General features: G+C 55.9%; 16 protein-coding genes and 1 tRNA gene. 5 read left to right on the forward strand and 12 right to left on the reverse strand.

The window, feature by feature from the left end; all coding sequences use genetic code 11:
• The first annotated feature begins 52 nt into the window (after positions 1 to 52).
• From CA948_RS02690 to CA948_RS02700, 3 genes are read left to right on the forward strand one after another with little or no spacing between them, the layout of a single operon-like run.
• Entirely contained in the window at positions 53 to 1,351 is a 1,299-nt protein-coding gene (locus tag CA948_RS02690) for an MFS transporter (RefSeq protein ID WP_094196242.1), read from the forward strand.
• Between the two features lie 15 nt (positions 1,352 to 1,366).
• Positions 1,367 to 2,482, forward strand: a complete 1,116-nt coding sequence (locus CA948_RS02695; protein WP_238988639.1) for an aminotransferase class V-fold PLP-dependent enzyme — start codon at positions 1,367 to 1,369, stop codon at positions 2,480 to 2,482.
• A 12-nt stretch (positions 2,483 to 2,494) separates the two neighbouring features.
• A complete protein-coding gene (locus CA948_RS02700; RefSeq protein WP_094196244.1) occupies positions 2,495 to 2,911 on the forward strand; it encodes a hypothetical protein in 417 nt (138 codons plus the stop codon).
• Positions 2,912 to 2,920: 9 nt separating this feature from the next.
• Here CA948_RS02700 and CA948_RS02705 read toward each other — a convergent pair whose 3' ends face one another.
• The 4 genes from CA948_RS02705 to mgtE all read right to left on the reverse strand — a co-directional run bounded on the left by CA948_RS02705 (position 2,921) and on the right by mgtE (position 9,046).
• Positions 2,921 to 3,451: a helix-turn-helix domain-containing protein gene (locus CA948_RS02705; RefSeq protein WP_094196245.1), complete on the reverse strand. Its 531-nt coding sequence runs from the start codon at positions 3,449 to 3,451 to the stop codon at positions 2,921 to 2,923.
• Positions 3,452 to 3,569: 118 nt separating this feature from the next.
• Positions 3,570 to 4,586, reverse strand: coding sequence for an HD-GYP domain-containing protein (locus tag CA948_RS02710; protein ID WP_108727254.1), 1,017 nt, complete (start codon positions 4,584 to 4,586; stop codon positions 3,570 to 3,572).
• Entirely contained in the window at positions 4,579 to 7,545 is a 2,967-nt protein-coding gene (locus tag CA948_RS02715) for an MHYT domain-containing protein (RefSeq protein WP_203226740.1), read from the reverse strand. The genes CA948_RS02710 and CA948_RS02715 overlap by 8 nt, the downstream gene beginning before the upstream one ends.
• Before the next feature lie 160 nt (positions 7,546 to 7,705).
• Positions 7,706 to 9,046, reverse strand: a complete 1,341-nt coding sequence (gene mgtE, locus CA948_RS02720; RefSeq protein WP_094196248.1) for a magnesium transporter — start codon at positions 9,044 to 9,046, stop codon at positions 7,706 to 7,708.
• Between the two features lie 379 nt (positions 9,047 to 9,425).
• Here mgtE and cnbZ point away from each other — a divergent pair, with 379 nt between their 5' ends.
• On the forward strand, positions 9,426 to 10,187 hold the full coding sequence (gene cnbZ, locus CA948_RS02725) for a 2-amino-5-chloromuconate deaminase CnbZ (RefSeq protein WP_094196249.1): 762 nt from the start codon (positions 9,426 to 9,428) through the stop codon (positions 10,185 to 10,187).
• Between the two features lie 51 nt (positions 10,188 to 10,238).
• Here the strand turns inward: cnbZ and nhaA are convergent, their stop codons facing one another.
• The 7 genes from nhaA to loiP form a co-directional block, all read right to left on the reverse strand.
• Positions 10,239 to 11,603, reverse strand: a complete 1,365-nt coding sequence (gene nhaA / locus CA948_RS02730) for a Na+/H+ antiporter NhaA (RefSeq protein WP_094196250.1) — start codon at positions 11,601 to 11,603, stop codon at positions 10,239 to 10,241.
• Between the two features lie 118 nt (positions 11,604 to 11,721).
• Positions 11,722 to 12,180: a D-aminoacyl-tRNA deacylase gene (dtd, locus tag CA948_RS02735; protein WP_108727255.1), complete on the reverse strand. Its 459-nt coding sequence runs from the start codon at positions 12,178 to 12,180 to the stop codon at positions 11,722 to 11,724.
• Positions 12,181 to 12,196: 16 nt separating this feature from the next.
• Positions 12,197 to 12,541, reverse strand: coding sequence for a DMT family transporter (locus CA948_RS02740; protein ID WP_094196252.1), 345 nt, complete (start codon positions 12,539 to 12,541; stop codon positions 12,197 to 12,199).
• Positions 12,542 to 12,547: 6 nt separating this feature from the next.
• Positions 12,548 to 13,066 (reverse strand): DedA family protein, encoded by a 519-nt coding sequence (locus tag CA948_RS02745; protein WP_108727256.1) that lies wholly within the window; start codon positions 13,064 to 13,066, stop codon positions 12,548 to 12,550.
• A 36-nt stretch (positions 13,067 to 13,102) separates the two neighbouring features.
• Entirely contained in the window at positions 13,103 to 13,573 is a 471-nt protein-coding gene (locus tag CA948_RS02750; RefSeq protein WP_108727257.1) for a GNAT family N-acetyltransferase, read from the reverse strand.
• Complete coding sequence (locus CA948_RS02755; RefSeq protein ID WP_395013465.1) at positions 13,570 to 13,875, reverse strand: YchJ family protein; 306 nt, start codon at positions 13,873 to 13,875, stop codon at positions 13,570 to 13,572. Before CA948_RS02755 ends, CA948_RS02750 begins: the two co-directional genes overlap by 4 nt.
• A 401-nt stretch (positions 13,876 to 14,276) precedes the next feature.
• A complete protein-coding gene (gene loiP / locus CA948_RS02760; protein WP_108727259.1) occupies positions 14,277 to 15,035 on the reverse strand; it encodes a metalloprotease LoiP in 759 nt (252 codons plus the stop codon).
• A 290-nt stretch (positions 15,036 to 15,325) separates the two neighbouring features.
• On the opposite strand from loiP, the gene CA948_RS02765 reads away from it, so the two are divergent.
• Complete coding sequence (locus CA948_RS02765) at positions 15,326 to 15,811, forward strand: DUF4440 domain-containing protein (protein WP_108727260.1); 486 nt, start codon at positions 15,326 to 15,328, stop codon at positions 15,809 to 15,811.
• 144 nt (positions 15,812 to 15,955) lie between these two features.
• Here the strand turns inward: CA948_RS02765 and CA948_RS02770 are convergent.
• Positions 15,956 to 16,034 (reverse strand) — tRNA-Ile (locus tag CA948_RS02770).
• Positions 16,035 to 16,759 lie beyond the last annotated feature (725 nt).

Consider the following 16,759-nt stretch of genomic DNA (forward strand, 5'->3'; position numbering starts at 1 on the left):
TTTAGCCACACTAAACAGAAAAGCGCGTGATGCGCAACAGGATGGATGAGACATGAGCAAGAAACAGTCCTCTCAGGGCGAGGCAGCCGTATCGCCCTGGCGTGCTGCCAGTGCTGCTGGTTTGGGCACAATGATCGAATACTACGATTTTCAGTTGTATGGCGTCTTGGCGGTAACGTTAAGCGTCCTGTTTTTCCACACTGGTAATGACAGCGCGGCCTTGCTGTCCACACTGGCCGTATTTGGCGGCGCCTTTCTGGCCCGCCCTTTGGGCGGGATTTTCTTTGGCTGGTTCGGTGACAAGCATGGCCGCACCGCTGCCTTGATGTTCACCATTGTGGGGATCGGGGTGGCCAGTGCCTTAATGGGCATGTTGCCGACCTACGCGACCTTGGGGCTGGCTGCACCGGCCTTGTTGTTGCTGTGCCGTTTGTTGCAGGGTTTTTTTGCGGGTGGCGAAATTACCGGCGCGGCCACCTATGTGGCGGAATGCTCGCCCCCCGGCAAACGCGGTTTTTTTGGGGCATTCAACCCGGCAGCGGCCACCTTGGGCTTGTCATTGGCAACGGGCGTTGCCGGTTTGGTGACGGCGCTGGTCGGCAAGCAGGCCATGCTGGATTGGGGCTGGCGCATTCCTTTTCTGCTGTCCATCCCCTTGATCATTCTGTGCGTCTGGGCTCGTTCGCGTATTGAGGATTCGCCACGCTTTAAGGAAATGCTCAAGAGCCATCATCCCGAGCACTCGCCTTTGTCCTTGATTGTGCGTGATTACCGTCGTCCCCTGTTGCAGGTTATTGCGATTGGTTTTGCCCAGAATGCGGCAGGCTATGTGGGCGTGGTCTATTTAAGCACTCACTTGATTCACACTCTGAAGTACGACGGCACGGCGGTGTTCTGGCTGATTTCGCTGGTCACCTTGTGCTCGGCGTTCATCATGCCTTTTGCTGGCGGCCTGTCTGACCGTTTCGGCCGCAAGCCCTTGCTGACGATTGGTTTGCTGGGCTATCTGATACTGGTGCCGCTGACCATGTGGGTTGCTTCCTGGGGCAGCTTCCCGCTGGCCGTCATTGCGGTGGCCGTGTCCATTCTTCCGTTCATTGTGGTCCAGGCCGTGGGTTACCCCCTGTATGCCGAATTGTTTCCTACACGAGTGCGCTACAGCGGCGTGTCCTTGGGCTTTAACATCGCCACTATTCTGGGCGGGGCGACGGCCCCTTTTGTCGCATCCTGGTTGACGGGTCTGACCGGTTCCAGCATGGCACCTGCCTTTTACGTGATGGTGGTGGCGCTGATCGGCATTGTGGCCTTGAGCACGGTGCAGGAAACCTCTGGCCGTCAGCTGGCCGATTGATTTTCAAGGAAGTGAATGATGTCCGGATATTTTCTTTATCACTCCATAGGCATGTTCGAGGGCAAGGAAGCTGCCATGCGTGCCGAGCTGGATCAGTTCAGTCAGGTCTGGTCGGCACCGGATGATGCGCAGTGGGGCTACGCCTTGGGCCAAAAACAGGCTTTCATGGATGCCTGGGCCACGTTGATTGGCGCTGACTCCAAGGATGTTGCGCTTAGTGAAAACGTCACTGGTGGCCTGTACAGCATTCTGGGCTCCTTGCCCGCGCACGTGCTGAAAGGACGTACTGTGCTGGTGGCGGCCGATTGCTTTCCCAGCCTGCATTTCCTGCTGCAAAAGCTGGCTCTGCGTTTGGGGTTTACCTTGCGTACCGTGCCTTTGAGCGCCGGTCTGTCCTATGTGACGGACGATGATTTCATCAAGGCCTGGGACGACAGTGTGGGGGTGGCCTTGGTGACGTGGGTCAGCTCAACCTCCTCGCATCGGGTGGATGTGGATCGTATGGCGCAGTGCGCTACGGAACATGGCAGCCTGATGGCGCTGGACTTGACGCAAGCGGCCGGTCTGGTGCCGTTTACCGTGCATGAAGGTGTGGCTTTTACCTTGTCTGCTTCCTTGAAGTGGGCCTGCGGTGTGTCGGGGGCCAGTCTGTTGCATGTGCGTGCGGATTTGATCGAGCAGTGCGAGCCTGAGTTTCGCGGCTGGTTCAGTCAGGAAAATCCCTTTAACTGGAATCTGGACCAATTCAGTTATGCCCAGGGCGCGCGTCGTTTTGACCATGGCACCCCGGCTGTTTTGGGCAGCATTGCATCCTTGCCCGGTATGCGCTTTGTGCTGGCAAGCGGCGTGGAAAACCTGCTGGAGCAAAACCGGGCATTGACGGCTGTCTTGCTGGATCGTGCTGCCAAGGCTAATTGGCCGGTGCTGACGCCATTAGCTGAGAATGAGCGCGGCGGCAGCATTATGTTGCGTGCCAGTAGTGCCCAGCGTGCCCAGGCCCTGGTTGATCTGTTGCGCGAGCAGGAGCTGTATTGTGACCAGCGCGACGGCGTTTTGCGTCTGTCGCCTGGCAATGTCTGTACCGAGCAGGATGTGCTGCGCTTGTGCGACACCTTGCAGACGGCTTGGTAAGGGGGAAGGGGAATGGATAGTTTAAGGTGGGCTCATCAGGCCAGTCGCCGCATTGAACGTCCGGCTTCGCAGGTCATGGACTTTATGGCAGATCTGAATGCCTTGGGGCGTTGGTCCCTGGGCTGCTTTGACACACGAACCGTGGAGCCGGGGCTGGTCGTGGGGACGTCCCTGTTTGACGGTGGCCAAACCCACGTCAGCGTCGAGATTCTGATCGAACAAGGGCTGATTCGCTATTGGGTAGGCAGCGCCACGCAACGCATGCCGCGTATCAGTGCCATGGTGCAACCACTGGATCAGGATTCTTGCATTTTGATCATGCTGGCCACGCGTAGTGCAGATATGGATGAAAACCGTTGGCTACGCTTGCAGCGCTGTCATGAGACGGAGCTGGATCTGATTCAGGCCCAGTTGCACAGCGCCGTCTAATTCTGGCACTTAGTAGCTGGGTGGGGTGATCGCCACAATAAAACGCACATCCTTGTCGTAAGGGTTGCGGTAGGCATGAGGCAGGCTGGAGTTGAAATAACAGCTATCGCCCGTTTGCAAACAGTGCTGATCATCCCCGACATCGACCAGTAGCTGGCCTTCGGTGACCAGCACACACTCTTCGGCAGGGTGGCTCCAGCGCTGCCCGACCGAGCTTCCTCCCGGCGGCAAAAAGCCCGCCAGCATTTCGATGCTGCCAAAGCCTGGCGACACCCGTTGGTACTGCACGCCCGAGGCCGATTGAATGCTCATGCGCTGATTCTGGCGCACCACCGCCACTTGCTCCACATTGTCATCCAGCAAGGAAAACAAGGGGGTATCCAGTGCTCGCGCGATTTGGCGCAAGGTGTCCAGGCTGGGTTGAGTCAGCCCGCGTTCCACCTGGCTGATCAGGCCGGGGGAGACTTGGGCAAGCTCGGCCAGCTTGCGCAGAGACAGCTTTTTATGAAGTCGGACTTGGCGAATACGCAAAGCGGCCATGTAGGATCGGGCAGTAGGTGGGAAAGCCCTTATTGTAAGACAAGGCTGCCGGGATGCGGGGGGCGGGCCAGTCTGACAGTCGGGCTGCAGAAGATGGGGGCGGGACTGTTTGGTGGGGCTAGGTCTTTGTCAGCGGGTGTGCGTCATCCGCCCATTTTTCTTTGATATGCAGCATTTCGGGCAAGCATTTGTCCAGCAGGGCAACCAGTTGCGGATCAAAGTGCAGGCCTGATTGCTCACGTAAATAGTTAATACAGCTCTCCACACTCCAGGCCTTTTTGTAAGGCCGCTCACTGGCGAGCGCATCAAATACATCGGCCACCGCCACAATGCGGGCAGGCAGAGGGATATCTTCACCCTTTAAGCCGTAGGGGTAGCCGCTGCCATCCCATTTCTCGTGGTGATACAGCGCGATGGTGCGTGCCAGTTTTAGCAGGCCGTGGGAGTGTTGGCCAATAATGCGTGCACCAATCAAGGTGTGCGTACGCATGATTTCCCATTCTTCAGCGGACAGCTTGCCTGGCTTTTGCAAGATGTAGTCCGGGATACCGATTTTGCCAATATCGTGCATGGGGGCTGCATGCAGCAACTCGTCGGCCGCTTCGCTGGAGTAGCCCAGCCAGTGAGCCAGAATGCGAGTGTAGTGGCTCATGCGGATAACGTGACGGCCAACCTCGTTGTCTTTGTATTCGGCAGCGGTGCCCAGGCATCGGATAATCTGCAGGCGACTGTCGCGCAGTTCCTGTATTTGCACCAAGGACAGGTGGTTGCGTATGCGCGCTTGCAGGATCGCCGGATTAAAGGGTTTGGAGATGTAGTCTACCGCCCCCATGCCCAGACCCATTTGCTCGTCGTTCGGTTGCGAGAGTGCTGTTACAAAAATGATAGGGATGTGGCGGGTGTTAAGGTCCGCTTTTAAGGCTCGACAGACTTCATAGCCCGAGAGCTGCGGCATCATGATGTCCAGCAGGATCAGGTCGGGCAGGTCCCGCTGGGCCAGCTCCAGCGCCTTGAAGCCATCTTTGGCAAAGAGCAGACGGAAATCCTGTTGTAGGGTATGGCGCAGAATCTGAAGGTTGGCCGGTTCGTCATCGACCAGCAAAAGGGTAGGGCGTGGCGCGGTGAATTCATTCATGGCGTGGCGTATCTTCAGCCAAGCTGGCATCCAGGTCTTTGATTAACGCAGACAAGATGATGCTGGCCTGAACGAAGTCGAATACGTCGATAGTTTTATTGAGATTATTCAGGGTATCGGTTTGCCCTGTGCTTTCCAGATACTGGCAAATCACCTGTAAAGAAGGCTCATCAAGCTCATTGAGCAAGACGCTGTTATGCAGGGTATGAAGATGGTTCAAGACGAGATCGGTGGGGGGAACCACGACGTGCTGTGGCTCAGAAGAGGACGCTGGGGCGCCATCCTGGCTTAATTCGTGGGCGATGCGACTGAACATTTCCTGCAGTTGCGCAATGCGGCCACGCATCTGGCGCGTCTGGCCATGACGAACTTTTTCTTCCAGTTCGGCGCTAAGTGCACAAACCTGTGGCAGGCCCAGATTGCCCGAGGTGCCGCGAATGCCGTGCAAGCTGCTCAGCACCACTTCCCAGTTCGGTGAGGCTTGCTTGATTTCATCAAGCGGGTAACGGGTCTGCAGGTCTGATAGGAAACTGAGCAGGGCGCGGCGCAGACGTACGGGCGAGCCCCACAGGCTCACGCCCGTTTCCCAATCGATCAGGCTGCTGTGTTGTGGTTCGGCGTGATGCTCTTTGGGGACGGCGGGGGTTAAACCCATGACCCGTGCAATTTCCTGCAACAAAGCGGGCAGGTTCAGCGGTTTGGTGGCAAAACCGTTCATCCCGGCTTCTTCGGTGGCGCGGCGATCGCACTCCATGACGCTGGCGGTCAGCGCAATCAAAGGTAAGGGCAGGCGTGCTTCGCGGCGTTCCTGTTCGCGCCAGCGGCGGGCGGTTTCCAGGCCGTCCAGCTCGGGCATATGCACATCGAGCAAAGCCACATCAAAGTCTTCCTTGGAGAGCAGCTCCAACACCTTGTGGCCATTATCGGCTGCCACAACAGAATGTCCGTGCTGCTCCAGGGCCAGAGTCAACAGTTCCTGATTCAGGCTGACGTCATCGGCCACGAGGATGCGCAGCGCAGGCAGTTTGGGCAGGTGATCATCCTCCGGGCTCATGCTGGGCTCTTGACCGGGCTCCAGTGGAATGCGGACCTCGAATACACTGCCCACGCCCAAGGTACTTTGGACTTCCAGCGTGCCGCCCATCAGGTCGACCAACTGGCGGGCAATGGACACACCCAGGCCCGTACCACCAAAGCGGCGGCTGATGGACACATCGGCCTGCGTAAAGGGGGTAAAGACATCACGCAACTGATCGGGGGTCATGCCGATACCCGTATCGGTGACGCGGATGCAGACGGCATTGCGCCCAGGTTCAGGGGTCACATCGACGTGTACTGCGCCGCTTTGCGTGAACTTGATGGCATTGCCGATCAGGTTGTTCAGCACCTGCTGAATACGCAAGGGGTCTCCTTTATAAAAGAGACGCAGCTCGGGCGCATAATTCAGACGGAATTCCAGGTTCTTGGCATCCGCAGCCAAACGCAGCGAGGCCTCAATCTGCTTGCACAAGTCAAGCAGGGAAAAGTCGACCTGCTCCAGCTCTACCGAGCCACGCTCCAGCTTGGTCGTGTCCAAAATATCGTTGAGCAAGGCCAGCAAAGAGCGGGCGGACTGATTGATGATGCTCAGGTGCTTGTTCTGTTGTGCATTGAGCTGACCGTTCAGCATCAAGTCACTAAAACCAATAATCGCGTTCAATGGGGTGCGGATTTCATGGCTCATATTGGCTAGAAAGGCACTCTTGGCCTGAGCGGCCTGCTCGGCTTTTTCGGCGCTTTGACGCAAGGATTCGGTCAGCGCGTTATAGCGGCTCATATCCGTGACAAAGCCGACAAACAGCGGCTCACCGGGCTGGCGAACCTTGCCGACGGCCAAGCGCATCGGCATCAAGCTGCCATCTTTACGCAGTCCGGTCACATCCCGACCGACGCCAATGATTTTGGGGTCATTACTGCGCAAGTAATTGGACAGATAGCTGTCATGGCGCGAGCGGTCTGGCTCGGGCATCAGCATATTCACATTGCGACCGAGCACCTCCCCGGCTTTCCATCCAAACAGGCGTTCTGCCGAATGGTTGAAATCCAGAATGGTCCCGTTGCTGTTGATGGTAATAATGCCGTCAATCGCCGTATCCACAATGGCCCGGTTGTGCGATTCACTTTCCTCCATCTTCAAAAACAGTTGGCGATAGCGCAGCAGACCATTGGCCGCGGTTACCAGCACGGTCACGGTAATAGTGAACGTGGAGAGCACCATGGACGCAAAGGTGCTGTTGAAGATGATCATGTCATCGGGGGGCGTGGTCTGGCCAATGAAACGGGCAGCGGCCATGCCGGTGTAGTGCATGCCGGAGATGGCCAAGCCCAGCACAATGCCGCTGATCACCACACGCTGCAGCAAGGTCAGACGGGTGCGATGCAGGCGAAAGCGTATCCACAAGGCCACGGTGGCCAGTACCACCGCCAGCACAACCGACAAGAAGAAGGTAACAGGTTCATAGCGCAACGCCGGCGCCATACGCATGGCAGCCATGCCGCTGTAGTGCATGGTGCCAATGCCCAGACCCACCAAGATGCCGCCCATGATCAGATGCGAACGCTGGACTCGGGCTTGCGAGAGGATTTGCAGCGCCACCCAGGATGCCCCTACGCTGGGCAGAACCGACAGCATGGTGATGGCCGGGTCGTAATGCACGCTGGTACAGAGTTCAAAGGCCAGCATGCCAATAAAGTGCATGGTCCAGATGCCGCCGCCCAAGGCAATGGCACCCGTGCAAATGGCGATCTGACGATGCAGCCTTAAATCCGCCATGCGGGCAATATGGGCCGTTTGCAAGGCCATGCCCGAAGAGAAGATGGCAACCAGCAGGGACAGGATGACCAGTCCACTGTTATAGCTGCCAACTAAAAAGGGAGCCATTTGGTCTGCACTGATGAAGAACTGGTCGAGTATCCGCATAGGTGCTCATGTTCGAAGTGGCCCATGGGGCCAAATTACGCAAAATAAGTTTGGCTCCCTCTGCAAATGAGAGGGAATGTAACGCTGAAACTCGGATAGGTTACCGAGTTTGTCTCTTACTGTGCAATTTTTTGTATGGATTGAACAAAAACATTCATAACTAGAGCAATGTTCCGGTCAATAGCAGTGCAGCGACGGAGAAATAAATGACCAAACCGAGCACGTCCACCAAAGTGGCCACCAACGGTGCCGAGGCACTGGCCGGGTCAAAACCGACGCGTTGCAAAATGAAGGGCAGCATAGAGCCGATGCAGGATCCGAAGGTGACAATCCCGACCAAGGCCATCCAGATCGTCAAACCGATCAGTAAGGAATGTTCGCCGTAGTCGTATAGCCCCAGGTGCTGCCAGACTTCAATACGAACAAAGCCAATCGCCCCCAGCATGGTGCCCAGTACCAGGCCCACCGGCAGTTCGCGTAGTAACACACGCCACCAGTCCTGTACCCGGACTTCGCCCAGGGCCAGACCGCGAATCAGCAGGGACGTGGCCTGCGAGCCGGAGTTACCGCCCGAGCTCATGATCAAGGGAATGAACATGGCCAGGACCACAGCTTTTTCCAGTTGTATCTCGTAATACTGCATGGCACTGGCAGTCAGCATTTCACCCAAAAACAGAATGGCCAGCCATCCTCCACGCTTGCGGATCATGGTGCTAAAGCCGGCCTGCAAATAAGGTTTGCCAATATGTTCGGCCCCCCCGAAGCGGTTCATGTCCTCCGCGGCTTCGTCCATGAGGGCGTCAATGACGTCGTCCACCGTCACAATGCCGATGATGGCCTGGGTCTCGTCCACGACCGGGATGGCCAGAAAGTCGTGACGGCGTATCAGTTGGGCAACGGCTTCTTTATCGGTCAGCGCCTGCACGGCGATAGGACTGTCGCCACTCCACAGTTCAGTCAAGGCGGCTTGCGGGTCGGCGCACACCAGTTTGCGCAAGGGAACGACAAATTGCAGTTGCTGTTTGTCGTTAACGACATAGATGGCGTAGACCGTCTCGCGAGTGCTTTCTACTTCGCGGATATGCTGCAGGGTCTGGGCGACGTTCCAGCTCATGGGCACTTGCAGAAACTCGGTGGTCATGATGCCGCCGGCGGTATCGGCCGGATAGTGCATCAGTCGCATGATGGAGGTGCGGGTAGCTTGGCTCAGGCGGCTCAGAATCTGCTCTTGGTCCTCGTGGTCCAGATCCTGTAGCAAGTCGGCCATACGGTCTTCGGCCAGTGTTTCCAGCACCGGCAGGCGCTCGGGGCTGCTTAGCTCCAACACAATGGCACTGGCCCAACGCAGCTCCGGTATCTCCAGCAAGGCTTGTAAGCGCTGGTTATCCAGCTCTTGGGCAGCTTGCAGGGCCGGGCGCCGTTCCAGCTCGTTCAGGGCCAGAGCAATGTCGGCAACAGGGGTCTGAGGGCCTAGTAAATCAGTTGAGGGGGGCAGGGACATGCAGTACTCCAGTGGACGCGCAAGTACAGAAAATGGTCTGGCGTGGGAAACGTCAGGCGAGTATTTTTATGGGGGAAGGGCTGATAGAAGGGGTGAAGTATGTCTGTGAATCGATCCATGATTTACCCATAGAACCGCTCAGTGCTATCCCAAGCAGACAATCAGCGTGGTGAAGAATATCGCCATCGTAGGGAGGTCTGCGCGGGAAGTCAAAATGATTGCGATGAGGTGCGGATAAATGATTTGTGCGGTTAAGGTGGCGTTTGCGCCCATGCATCGAACTTGAGATGGCTCAGAGGGTGCTATAGTGCCCGCTTTGCCGCATTGGCGGCGACTCGACCCAGGCGGGCCCAGGCCCACTACACGATCAGGAACAACCATGAGCAATGCGATTAATTTTGACCAAGGCAACTACCGCTTCATTCCGACCGGCGTGACCCGCTTTTCGGGCGGGGTGGCCGCTCAGCCCGGTTACGAGATCTGCCGGGTCGTGTTTTCGGCTCCCGTGCCACTGAAAGAAGGCTTTGACCTGATTCAAGCCGTGCTGGAAGCGGAAGAGCGTCCTTTGACGGCCTTGTGCGCTTGCGAGCTGCGCTCCCCCGAGCCAGTCAGCGACAGCGACTTCAACAAATTCAATGAGCTGTACCTGGAAACGCTGAAAGAGTGGGGCCTGATCAAAGGCAAACACAATCCGGTCGCGCGCAGCAATGTGTCGCCTTTGGTCGGTGCGCCTGCCGAGCCTAGCTTTTACGCTTTCAGCTATACGGTGGAAACCGATATTGAAGAAGCCACCTTTGTGATTGCGGGCAGTTGCGAAGTGCCCGAAACCCCCGATGACGATATTGAAAGCATTGTGGCTTATCGGGATGTATCGCCTGACGGCCTACTCAAGAAAGCCCAATGGGTCCTGGATGAAATGGAGCGTCGTCTGGAAGTGCTGGGCCATGAGTGGGCCGATACCACGGCCACTCATGCTTACACCGTGCATAATGTGCACCCCTTTATGGCCAGTGAGTTGGCCAGGCGCGGGGCGATTAGCCATGGTCTGGGCTGGCATCTGGCTCGTCCTCCCGTGAAGGATCTGGAGTATGAAATGGATTGCCGTCGTATCTTGAACGAGCGTGTGCTGACCATTGATTAATTGATTCACCCTTAAAAAAACAGGCCCACGCTTGCGTGGGCCTGTTTTTTTTTATGCTCGGCTATACGCCGCTTCAGACGCAGAGCGTTGATAACGACGGCGTACGATCAAGCCCCATACCAACCCCAGGATGGCCGAGGCCAGGGAGCCGCAGAGTACGCCCAACTTGGCTGCATCCAGCAAAACAGGCTCGGCAAAGGCCAGGTTTGCGACAAAGATGGACATGGTAAAGCCGATACCAGCCAGCAAACCGATCAAGGCGACACCGGACCAATTCATGCCAGCCGGCAGGGTGCACAGGCCCAGGCGCACGGGTAGCCAGGTGCCTAGCAAGACCCCCAAGGGTTTACCCACTATCAAGGCAATAGCCACGCCAAACAGGGCACTTTGCGCGCCGGCGGCATTCAGGTCCAGACCATTGAGGCTGACCCCGGCATTGGCCAGGGCAAACACAGGCATGATGATAAATGCCACCCATGGGTGCAGCAACGCGGGAATGCGCTGGACCGGAGGCAGGATTTCACGCTGGGCTAACTGCATTTTTTGCAGGGTATACATGATTTCATGGGTATCGTGCTGGCTTTCCAGCTTGGTTGCCAGCTCCAGATTCAGGTGTCGTGCCTTGCGTGGCAGGGGCAGGGCACGTACCGGGCTCATCATGCCCAGGACCACACCGGCCAAGGTCGGGTGAGCACCGGTTTTGAGCATGCCAAACCATAGAATGGCGCCGGGAACGACGTAGGCCCAAGCCGAACCGATGCCCATTTTTTGCAGACCCAGAACAGCCACAATGCCAACACCGGCAATTAGAAAGGCGCTGTAGTCCAGTCCGCCAGAGTAAAAGAAGGCAATGATTAGGATGGCAATCAGGTCATCAATAATGGCCAGTGCCAGCAAAAATATCCGCAAGCTGGGGGGCAGGGAACGGCCCAGCAACGCCAATACGCCAACGGCAAACGCAATATCGGTAGCCGTAGGAATGGCCCAGCCCATCAACACTTTTGGATCGGGGTTCATGGCCGCATAGATCAGCGCGGGCAGGGTAATGGCAGCCAGGGCGGCACAGATAGGCAGCATGGCCGAGCGCCAATCAGACAGGGCCCCGTCATGGATCTCGCGACGAATCTCCATCCCGACAACCAGGAAAAACAGGGTCATCAAAATGTCGTTGACCCAAAAATGCAGATCTTGCGAGAAACGCCATGGGCCCAGCTCCAAAGTCACTTGTGTGTGCCAGAGGGCTGAATAGCTATCGGAAAATGAGGAGTTGGCCCAGATCAAAGCCACGGTAGCGGCCAGCAATAAGACAACCCCGCCCAGGGCTTCGATATGCAAAAGCCGCTGTAATTGCGCTTGAAGCTGGCGGGTTACGACATGGGCACGCGGTAAGGGCGTACCGGAGGAGGGGTGGGACATGGTCGGCAAATCTCCACAAGGCGGCCCGACCTTGCGTATATGTTTAACCTGCCCTGCTGCACCATGCCAGCAAAACACCCTGCGCAATTATAGGGAGGGAGTTTCTTTAAGGCAAACGTCAGCTTGAGGCAGTGTCAGGAGCGATATGCAGGGGAATAGTGACTGGGCCATCGTTGGTCAGACTCAATTGCATATCGGCACCAAACACGCCGCACTGTGTATCAGGAAGGCGGGTGCGGGCCATGGACACCAGTTCATCAAACAGGGGTTGGCTAAGGGCAGGGGGCGCCGCACGGCTGAAACCGGGGCGATTACCCTTGCGCGTGTCTGCAGCCAAGGTAAATTGGCTGACCAGCAAAAGCTGGCCACCCGCTTGCAACAGGTTCAGATTCATCTTGCCCTGTTGATCGGAAAAAATGCGCAGGGCTAATAGCTTGTCCAGCAAACGTCTGGCTTGCTCGCTGGTATCACCGTGTTCAGCACAGACCAGCACGGCCATGCCAGCCCCAATCTTTGCAACGGTTTGGTTTTCAATATCGACTTGGGCCTGACGTACCCGTTGAATCAAGGCAATCATAGATAGTTCACGAAGATCAGTGGCCGACAGCTTTGGAGAACAGATTCACAATCAGTACGCCCACCACAATAAAGGCGATACCGATCATAGCGGCCAAATCCAGTTTCTGCTTGAAAAGCACCCAGCCGATCAGCGAAATCAGCACAATGCCTACACCACTCCAGATGGCATACGCCACGCCAACAGGCATGACGCGCAGGCTAAGCGACAAAAAATAAAACGCGCCTGCATAAAACAGCACAGTCAATACGCTGGGTACGACAAGGGTGAACTGCTCAGAGCGTTGCAACAAGCTGGTGGCAATGATCTCGAAGATAATCGCGACGAATAAATGCAGGTAGGCCAGGCTTACAGGAGTCATGGGAAATCAAGGTTGAAAACTGAACCAGCCAGGCAGCAGCAGGACGCTGGCCCATAAAGCGGCTGAAGCCCAGGAGGAGATATGAAAGCTGACGGGTGACATGGCGCAGGTGCCCGCAATTAATGGAACCGTCGAGCGCAAAGGGCCCACAAAACGACAGGCTACGATACTGAACCACCCCCAGCGAGCAAAAAACGCCTGTGCTTTTGCATACAGGTGCAAACGTTTGCGCGCCCATTCGAAATGGAACAGATTACCGCCGTAGCGCTGGCCCAGATAAAAGGAGATGGCATTGCCGATGCCTGCGCCCAGCGTGACGGCCAGCCAGACGGGCAGCAAATCCATTTCGCCAGCGCCAACCAGCGCACCGACAGATAAAAGGATAGCGGTACCTGGAATGATGAGCGCCAAAAAGGGCAGAGACTCAACCAGGCACAGCGCAAATACGGCAGGCGCAACCCATTGAGGGTGCGCGCTGATCAGCGCTGTGGCTTGTTCGGCAAAATTGCTTAAAGTACTTAGCATATCAACCAGAAGGAAGGGACAGTCATGGCTTGTCCTTTAGTTCAGGGGGAAACTCAGAATCAGGCGGTCTTTGTGCTGCAAACCGTCCTCAAACAGCGCTTCGTCGTAATGGTGCAGGAAGTAATCGGGTTCAATCGCCACAATCCGAAAACCGGCGCGTTGATAGAAAAACAGCGGGTAGCCTATTGTGCCGGTGCCGACAAACAAGGTCTGTCCACCTTGTTGGCGCACATAATCAATCACGGCTGACAGCAGCGTGTGACCCAGTCCCTGACCTTGATGCGAGGGCAAAACAGCCATGTTCATCAGTTCCCAGTCCTGGGCATTGTTGCGCTGCAAAATCGCTGCGGCCACAATGTGTTGCTGATCCCGGATGCACCAGGCGTGCGGCGTGTCCCTGTAGCGTTCAATCAGGCTTGTGCTGGGGTCAGCCTCCAGGAGTAAAGCCATGGGTAGGCTGGAACCATGAATCTGTTGCACTTGTTCCGGCTTACTGGGCTGGCTCATGAAAAATCCCCGTCCACGTAAAACCACTGGCCTTGCTCAAGGACAAAACGGCTGATTTCATGCAGACGATTGGCCCGGCCATGCAAACGGTTGCGTGCCACAAACTCTACAATCGCCTCTGTGTCGGAAACACGCTCATGGCGTCGCACGTCCAGGCCCAGCCATTGCAAACCCTGTGGATTGGGTTCCAGTGAATGAGGGCGGGTGGAGCAATGCCAAGTGGCCAGAAGGTAGTCCAGATCGTCGCGTACAAACGCGCAGTAGCGTGAACGCATCAACGTGACGGCATCGGGAGCTTGCAAGTATTGGGGGCCTTGATGCCACGGGCCGCAACAGGCTTCGTAGGGGTTGGAATTGCCACAGGGGCAGGAAGGTTTTGAAGAGGAATACTTTTTCAAGAGCGTAACTGCCAAGACCAAAGAATGGCACAAGCATACCTGAAAGCCGGTATTGGCTTATGGCCCCCCGCGACGAAAAGTAACTTTTTCAAGGCGGTGACTTCTCATGCCTGGGGTGTTCGAGCTAGTACGAGTACTGAAGCTGTGTAATTGGTATTTCTGACTGCCGAAAAGTTCCTGCTTGCCTTTGTGGTGGCGACGTTGCGATTGTCCAAGTCTTGCTGCTCGCCCAGGTGTGCACCATAAAAAACCCGCCCGCAAAAGCGGACGGGTCACAGGCATGCTCTTGGCTACGTCGAACTGGCTTATTTAGCCGCGTCGATACGCTGTTGCATGCGCTGGGCGCGCTCTTTGGAGCCGGGGTGCGAGCTCATCACGCTGCTCTCGCCGCCGTCCAAGGCTGCCAATTTTTCAAAGGCAGAGACCAGGCCTTGCGTCTTGAGCTTGCGCTCGGTCAGCAGGTCAAAGGAGTAGTCATCAGCAGCGGACTCTTGCGATTGCGAGAACTGAGCATTCAGAAATGCTTCGGACAGCTCGCCCAATTGGCTGGAGTTCAACTGAGTCACCACACTGTTACCAGTCGCGGCGGCCGCATCACGAGCGGCGGACAGACCGTAGGCGGTTTGCATGGCTTTCTTGCTGTGGCCCAGCTCAACATGACCCATTTCGTGACCGATCACGCCGCGCAACTCGTCGTCGTTCATCTTGTCCATCAGGCCGGCGTAAACACGGATACAACCGTTAGCCATGGCCCAGGCGTTGACTTCCTGAGTCTGGTAAACCTTGAAGTTTGGTGTTTGGCCGTTCAACTGTTTCGTCAATGGTTTCACGACACGTTGCAGGCGTTTGTTGTATTTGCTGTTGGCGCTGGCCACTTTGTTTTCAGCGTCCATCTGCTTGCAGGATTGATCAGACAAAGCGACCACTTCCTGATCAGACAAGCTGAAAGCCTGAACAGCCTTGCTGCCAGCACCCACCAAGCCACCCACATCCATAGTCTGACAGCCTGCGGTCAGGCCAGCGACGGCCAACATGGCAGCCAACGCACCCATACGAAAAGTCATGGATTTCCCCTTCTACTTATAAAAAAAGAAGCGATTTTAATGATTCGACAGTGAAGGGTCTGTATATAAAACAATATTTAACAATTATTGCTGCCGCCCTTGCGCGCAGATAAGAGCTGTAGGCGAGCACGATAAGCGAGGTTAAAGCGTTTTAATCCAAGATGATATTTATGCTGGAATGCTTGCCGTGGGCCGCCCAGAAGATAAGTCCCATTCGGAGGTAAACGATAATGTAATGATTAGGTACCAGTGTTACTATTTACTTCACAAAACGAGAGGGAGACAAGGAAATGAGTAAGAAAATCATGGTGTTGCTGGGAACACTGGTACTGGCTGGGTGTGCGGCTCACACCCAGGGCGAACGTGGTCCGGGCGCCCAAATGACACAGAACTGTGCACCGATAGATGAGTCAGGCGTTGCCGCTTTGTTTGAACGTTGGAACCAGTCTCTACAAACTGGCAAGCCTGACGTTGTTGCTAAGAACTATGCAGAGCGTTCGATTCTGTTGCCCACACTGTCTGGAGTAAACCGCGTTAGCACGGCAGAAAAAGTAGACTACTTTGAACATTTTCTGGCCGCCAAACCGCAAGGCAAGGTAACGGACAGACAAATCACCCTGGGCTGCAATATGGCCGTGGACTCGGGCCTGTACACGTTTCATATGGGCAGCAGCGGTAAAGACGTAGGCGCGCGTTATACCTATACGTATCAGTGGAACGGCCAGGACTGGCTCATCGTCAGCCACCACTCCTCACTTTCGCCTGTTGATAAATAAGCGCTTTTCAAGCCTGGGTGACGTGCTCAAATAGCACCAAACCCAGGTTTTAAGCTTGCTGCTGGCTGGACGCCAAACGGCAGAGAACAAGCAAGTTCGGCATTATCATTATTTGTGTAGGCCGACGCTGGCAAGGGGATGGGATGGTGCCCCCCCCGTGAGTCGAACACGGCACCAACGGATTATGAGTCCGCTGCTCTAACCAAGCATGAGCTAGAGGGGCAACAAGTCCGCAATTATTACATAAAGTCCGTGTTTATGCCTAGCGAAGCTGCGCGCAACGCAAGAGATGGGGGCGTCTGGGAAGCCAACCGTATTTGCTCGCGATTGGTAGCACCTTGTTGTTTATCCTTGGAGGACAATGGGTGCGTCTGAAATCCAGAGAATAATGATGAAAACACTGTTTTTAGCCCTGACCCTGACATCCATTCTTTCTGCCTGTGCTGTTCATACCCCCAGAGGTTCTGTCATTGTGGATCCAGATGGGCACGGCGGATATGGACAGCGCCACTGTCCACCCGGCCAGGCGAAAAAAGGCAATTGCTAAGCAAGCACTTCAGCCGGCATTTTTATTTGCGTTGATAGCGCTTGCTACCTGTGCTGGTTTCGCAATAGCGGCCCCCACGCGGGCCCGTGCAATAGGTGCCACTGACACATGTGCAAGCGCTGTTTGACTGCAGCGTTTGTGGAGCCGATGGCGAACTTCGTCCTGTTGTACCGGTGTACGTGGGGCAAGATCGTTTACTGCCGCTGGCAGAACCATCACGGCATACAAAAACCTCCCCCTCGCAATGGGAGATACCGCCTTTTTTGCCTGAACAGGGGGTATTTCGTGCCTGTGTATCGAGAGGTAGCAGTGCCATGATCAGGCACAGGAACAAGCATTTCATTTTTGTCTCACGCGCCAGGGACGAGCTTGAACCCCCGATGGTTTTGCCATAAAAAGAG

Origin of the sequence: Alcaligenes aquatilis (assembly GCF_003076515.1) — a bacterium.
In the GTDB taxonomy this organism is placed as follows: domain Bacteria; phylum Pseudomonadota; class Gammaproteobacteria; order Burkholderiales; family Burkholderiaceae_B; genus Alcaligenes; species Alcaligenes aquatilis.

Coding starts and splice junctions, on each gene's coding strand:
- CA948_RS02690 (WP_094196242.1), top strand. CDS start 53: ATGAGCAAGAAACAGTCCTCTCAGGGCGAGGCAGCCGTATCGCCCTGG.
- CA948_RS02695 (WP_238988639.1), top strand. CDS start 1,367: ATGATGTCCGGATATTTTCTTTATCACTCCATAGGCATGTTCGAGGGC.
- CA948_RS02700 (WP_094196244.1), top strand. CDS start 2,495: ATGGATAGTTTAAGGTGGGCTCATCAGGCCAGTCGCCGCATTGAACGT.
- CA948_RS02705 (WP_094196245.1), bottom strand. CDS start 3,451: ATGGCCGCTTTGCGTATTCGCCAAGTCCGACTTCATAAAAAGCTGTCT.
- CA948_RS02710 (WP_108727254.1), bottom strand. CDS start 4,586: ATGAATGAATTCACCGCGCCACGCCCTACCCTTTTGCTGGTCGATGAC.
- CA948_RS02715 (WP_203226740.1), bottom strand. CDS start 7,545: ATGCGGATACTCGACCAGTTCTTCATCAGTGCAGACCAAATGGCTCCC.
- mgtE (WP_094196248.1), bottom strand. CDS start 9,046: ATGTCCCTGCCCCCCTCAACTGATTTACTAGGCCCTCAGACCCCTGTT.
- cnbZ (WP_094196249.1), top strand. CDS start 9,426: ATGAGCAATGCGATTAATTTTGACCAAGGCAACTACCGCTTCATTCCG.
- nhaA (WP_094196250.1), bottom strand. CDS start 11,603: ATGTCCCACCCCTCCTCCGGTACGCCCTTACCGCGTGCCCATGTCGTA.
- dtd (WP_108727255.1), bottom strand. CDS start 12,180: ATGATTGCCTTGATTCAACGGGTACGTCAGGCCCAAGTCGATATTGAA.
- CA948_RS02740 (WP_094196252.1), bottom strand. CDS start 12,541: ATGACTCCTGTAAGCCTGGCCTACCTGCATTTATTCGTCGCGATTATC.
- CA948_RS02745 (WP_108727256.1), bottom strand. CDS start 13,066: ATGCTAAGTACTTTAAGCAATTTTGCCGAACAAGCCACAGCGCTGATC.
- CA948_RS02750 (WP_108727257.1), bottom strand. CDS start 13,573: ATGAGCCAGCCCAGTAAGCCGGAACAAGTGCAACAGATTCATGGTTCC.
- loiP (WP_108727259.1), bottom strand. CDS start 15,035: ATGACTTTTCGTATGGGTGCGTTGGCTGCCATGTTGGCCGTCGCTGGC.
- CA948_RS02765 (WP_108727260.1), top strand. CDS start 15,326: ATGAGTAAGAAAATCATGGTGTTGCTGGGAACACTGGTACTGGCTGGG.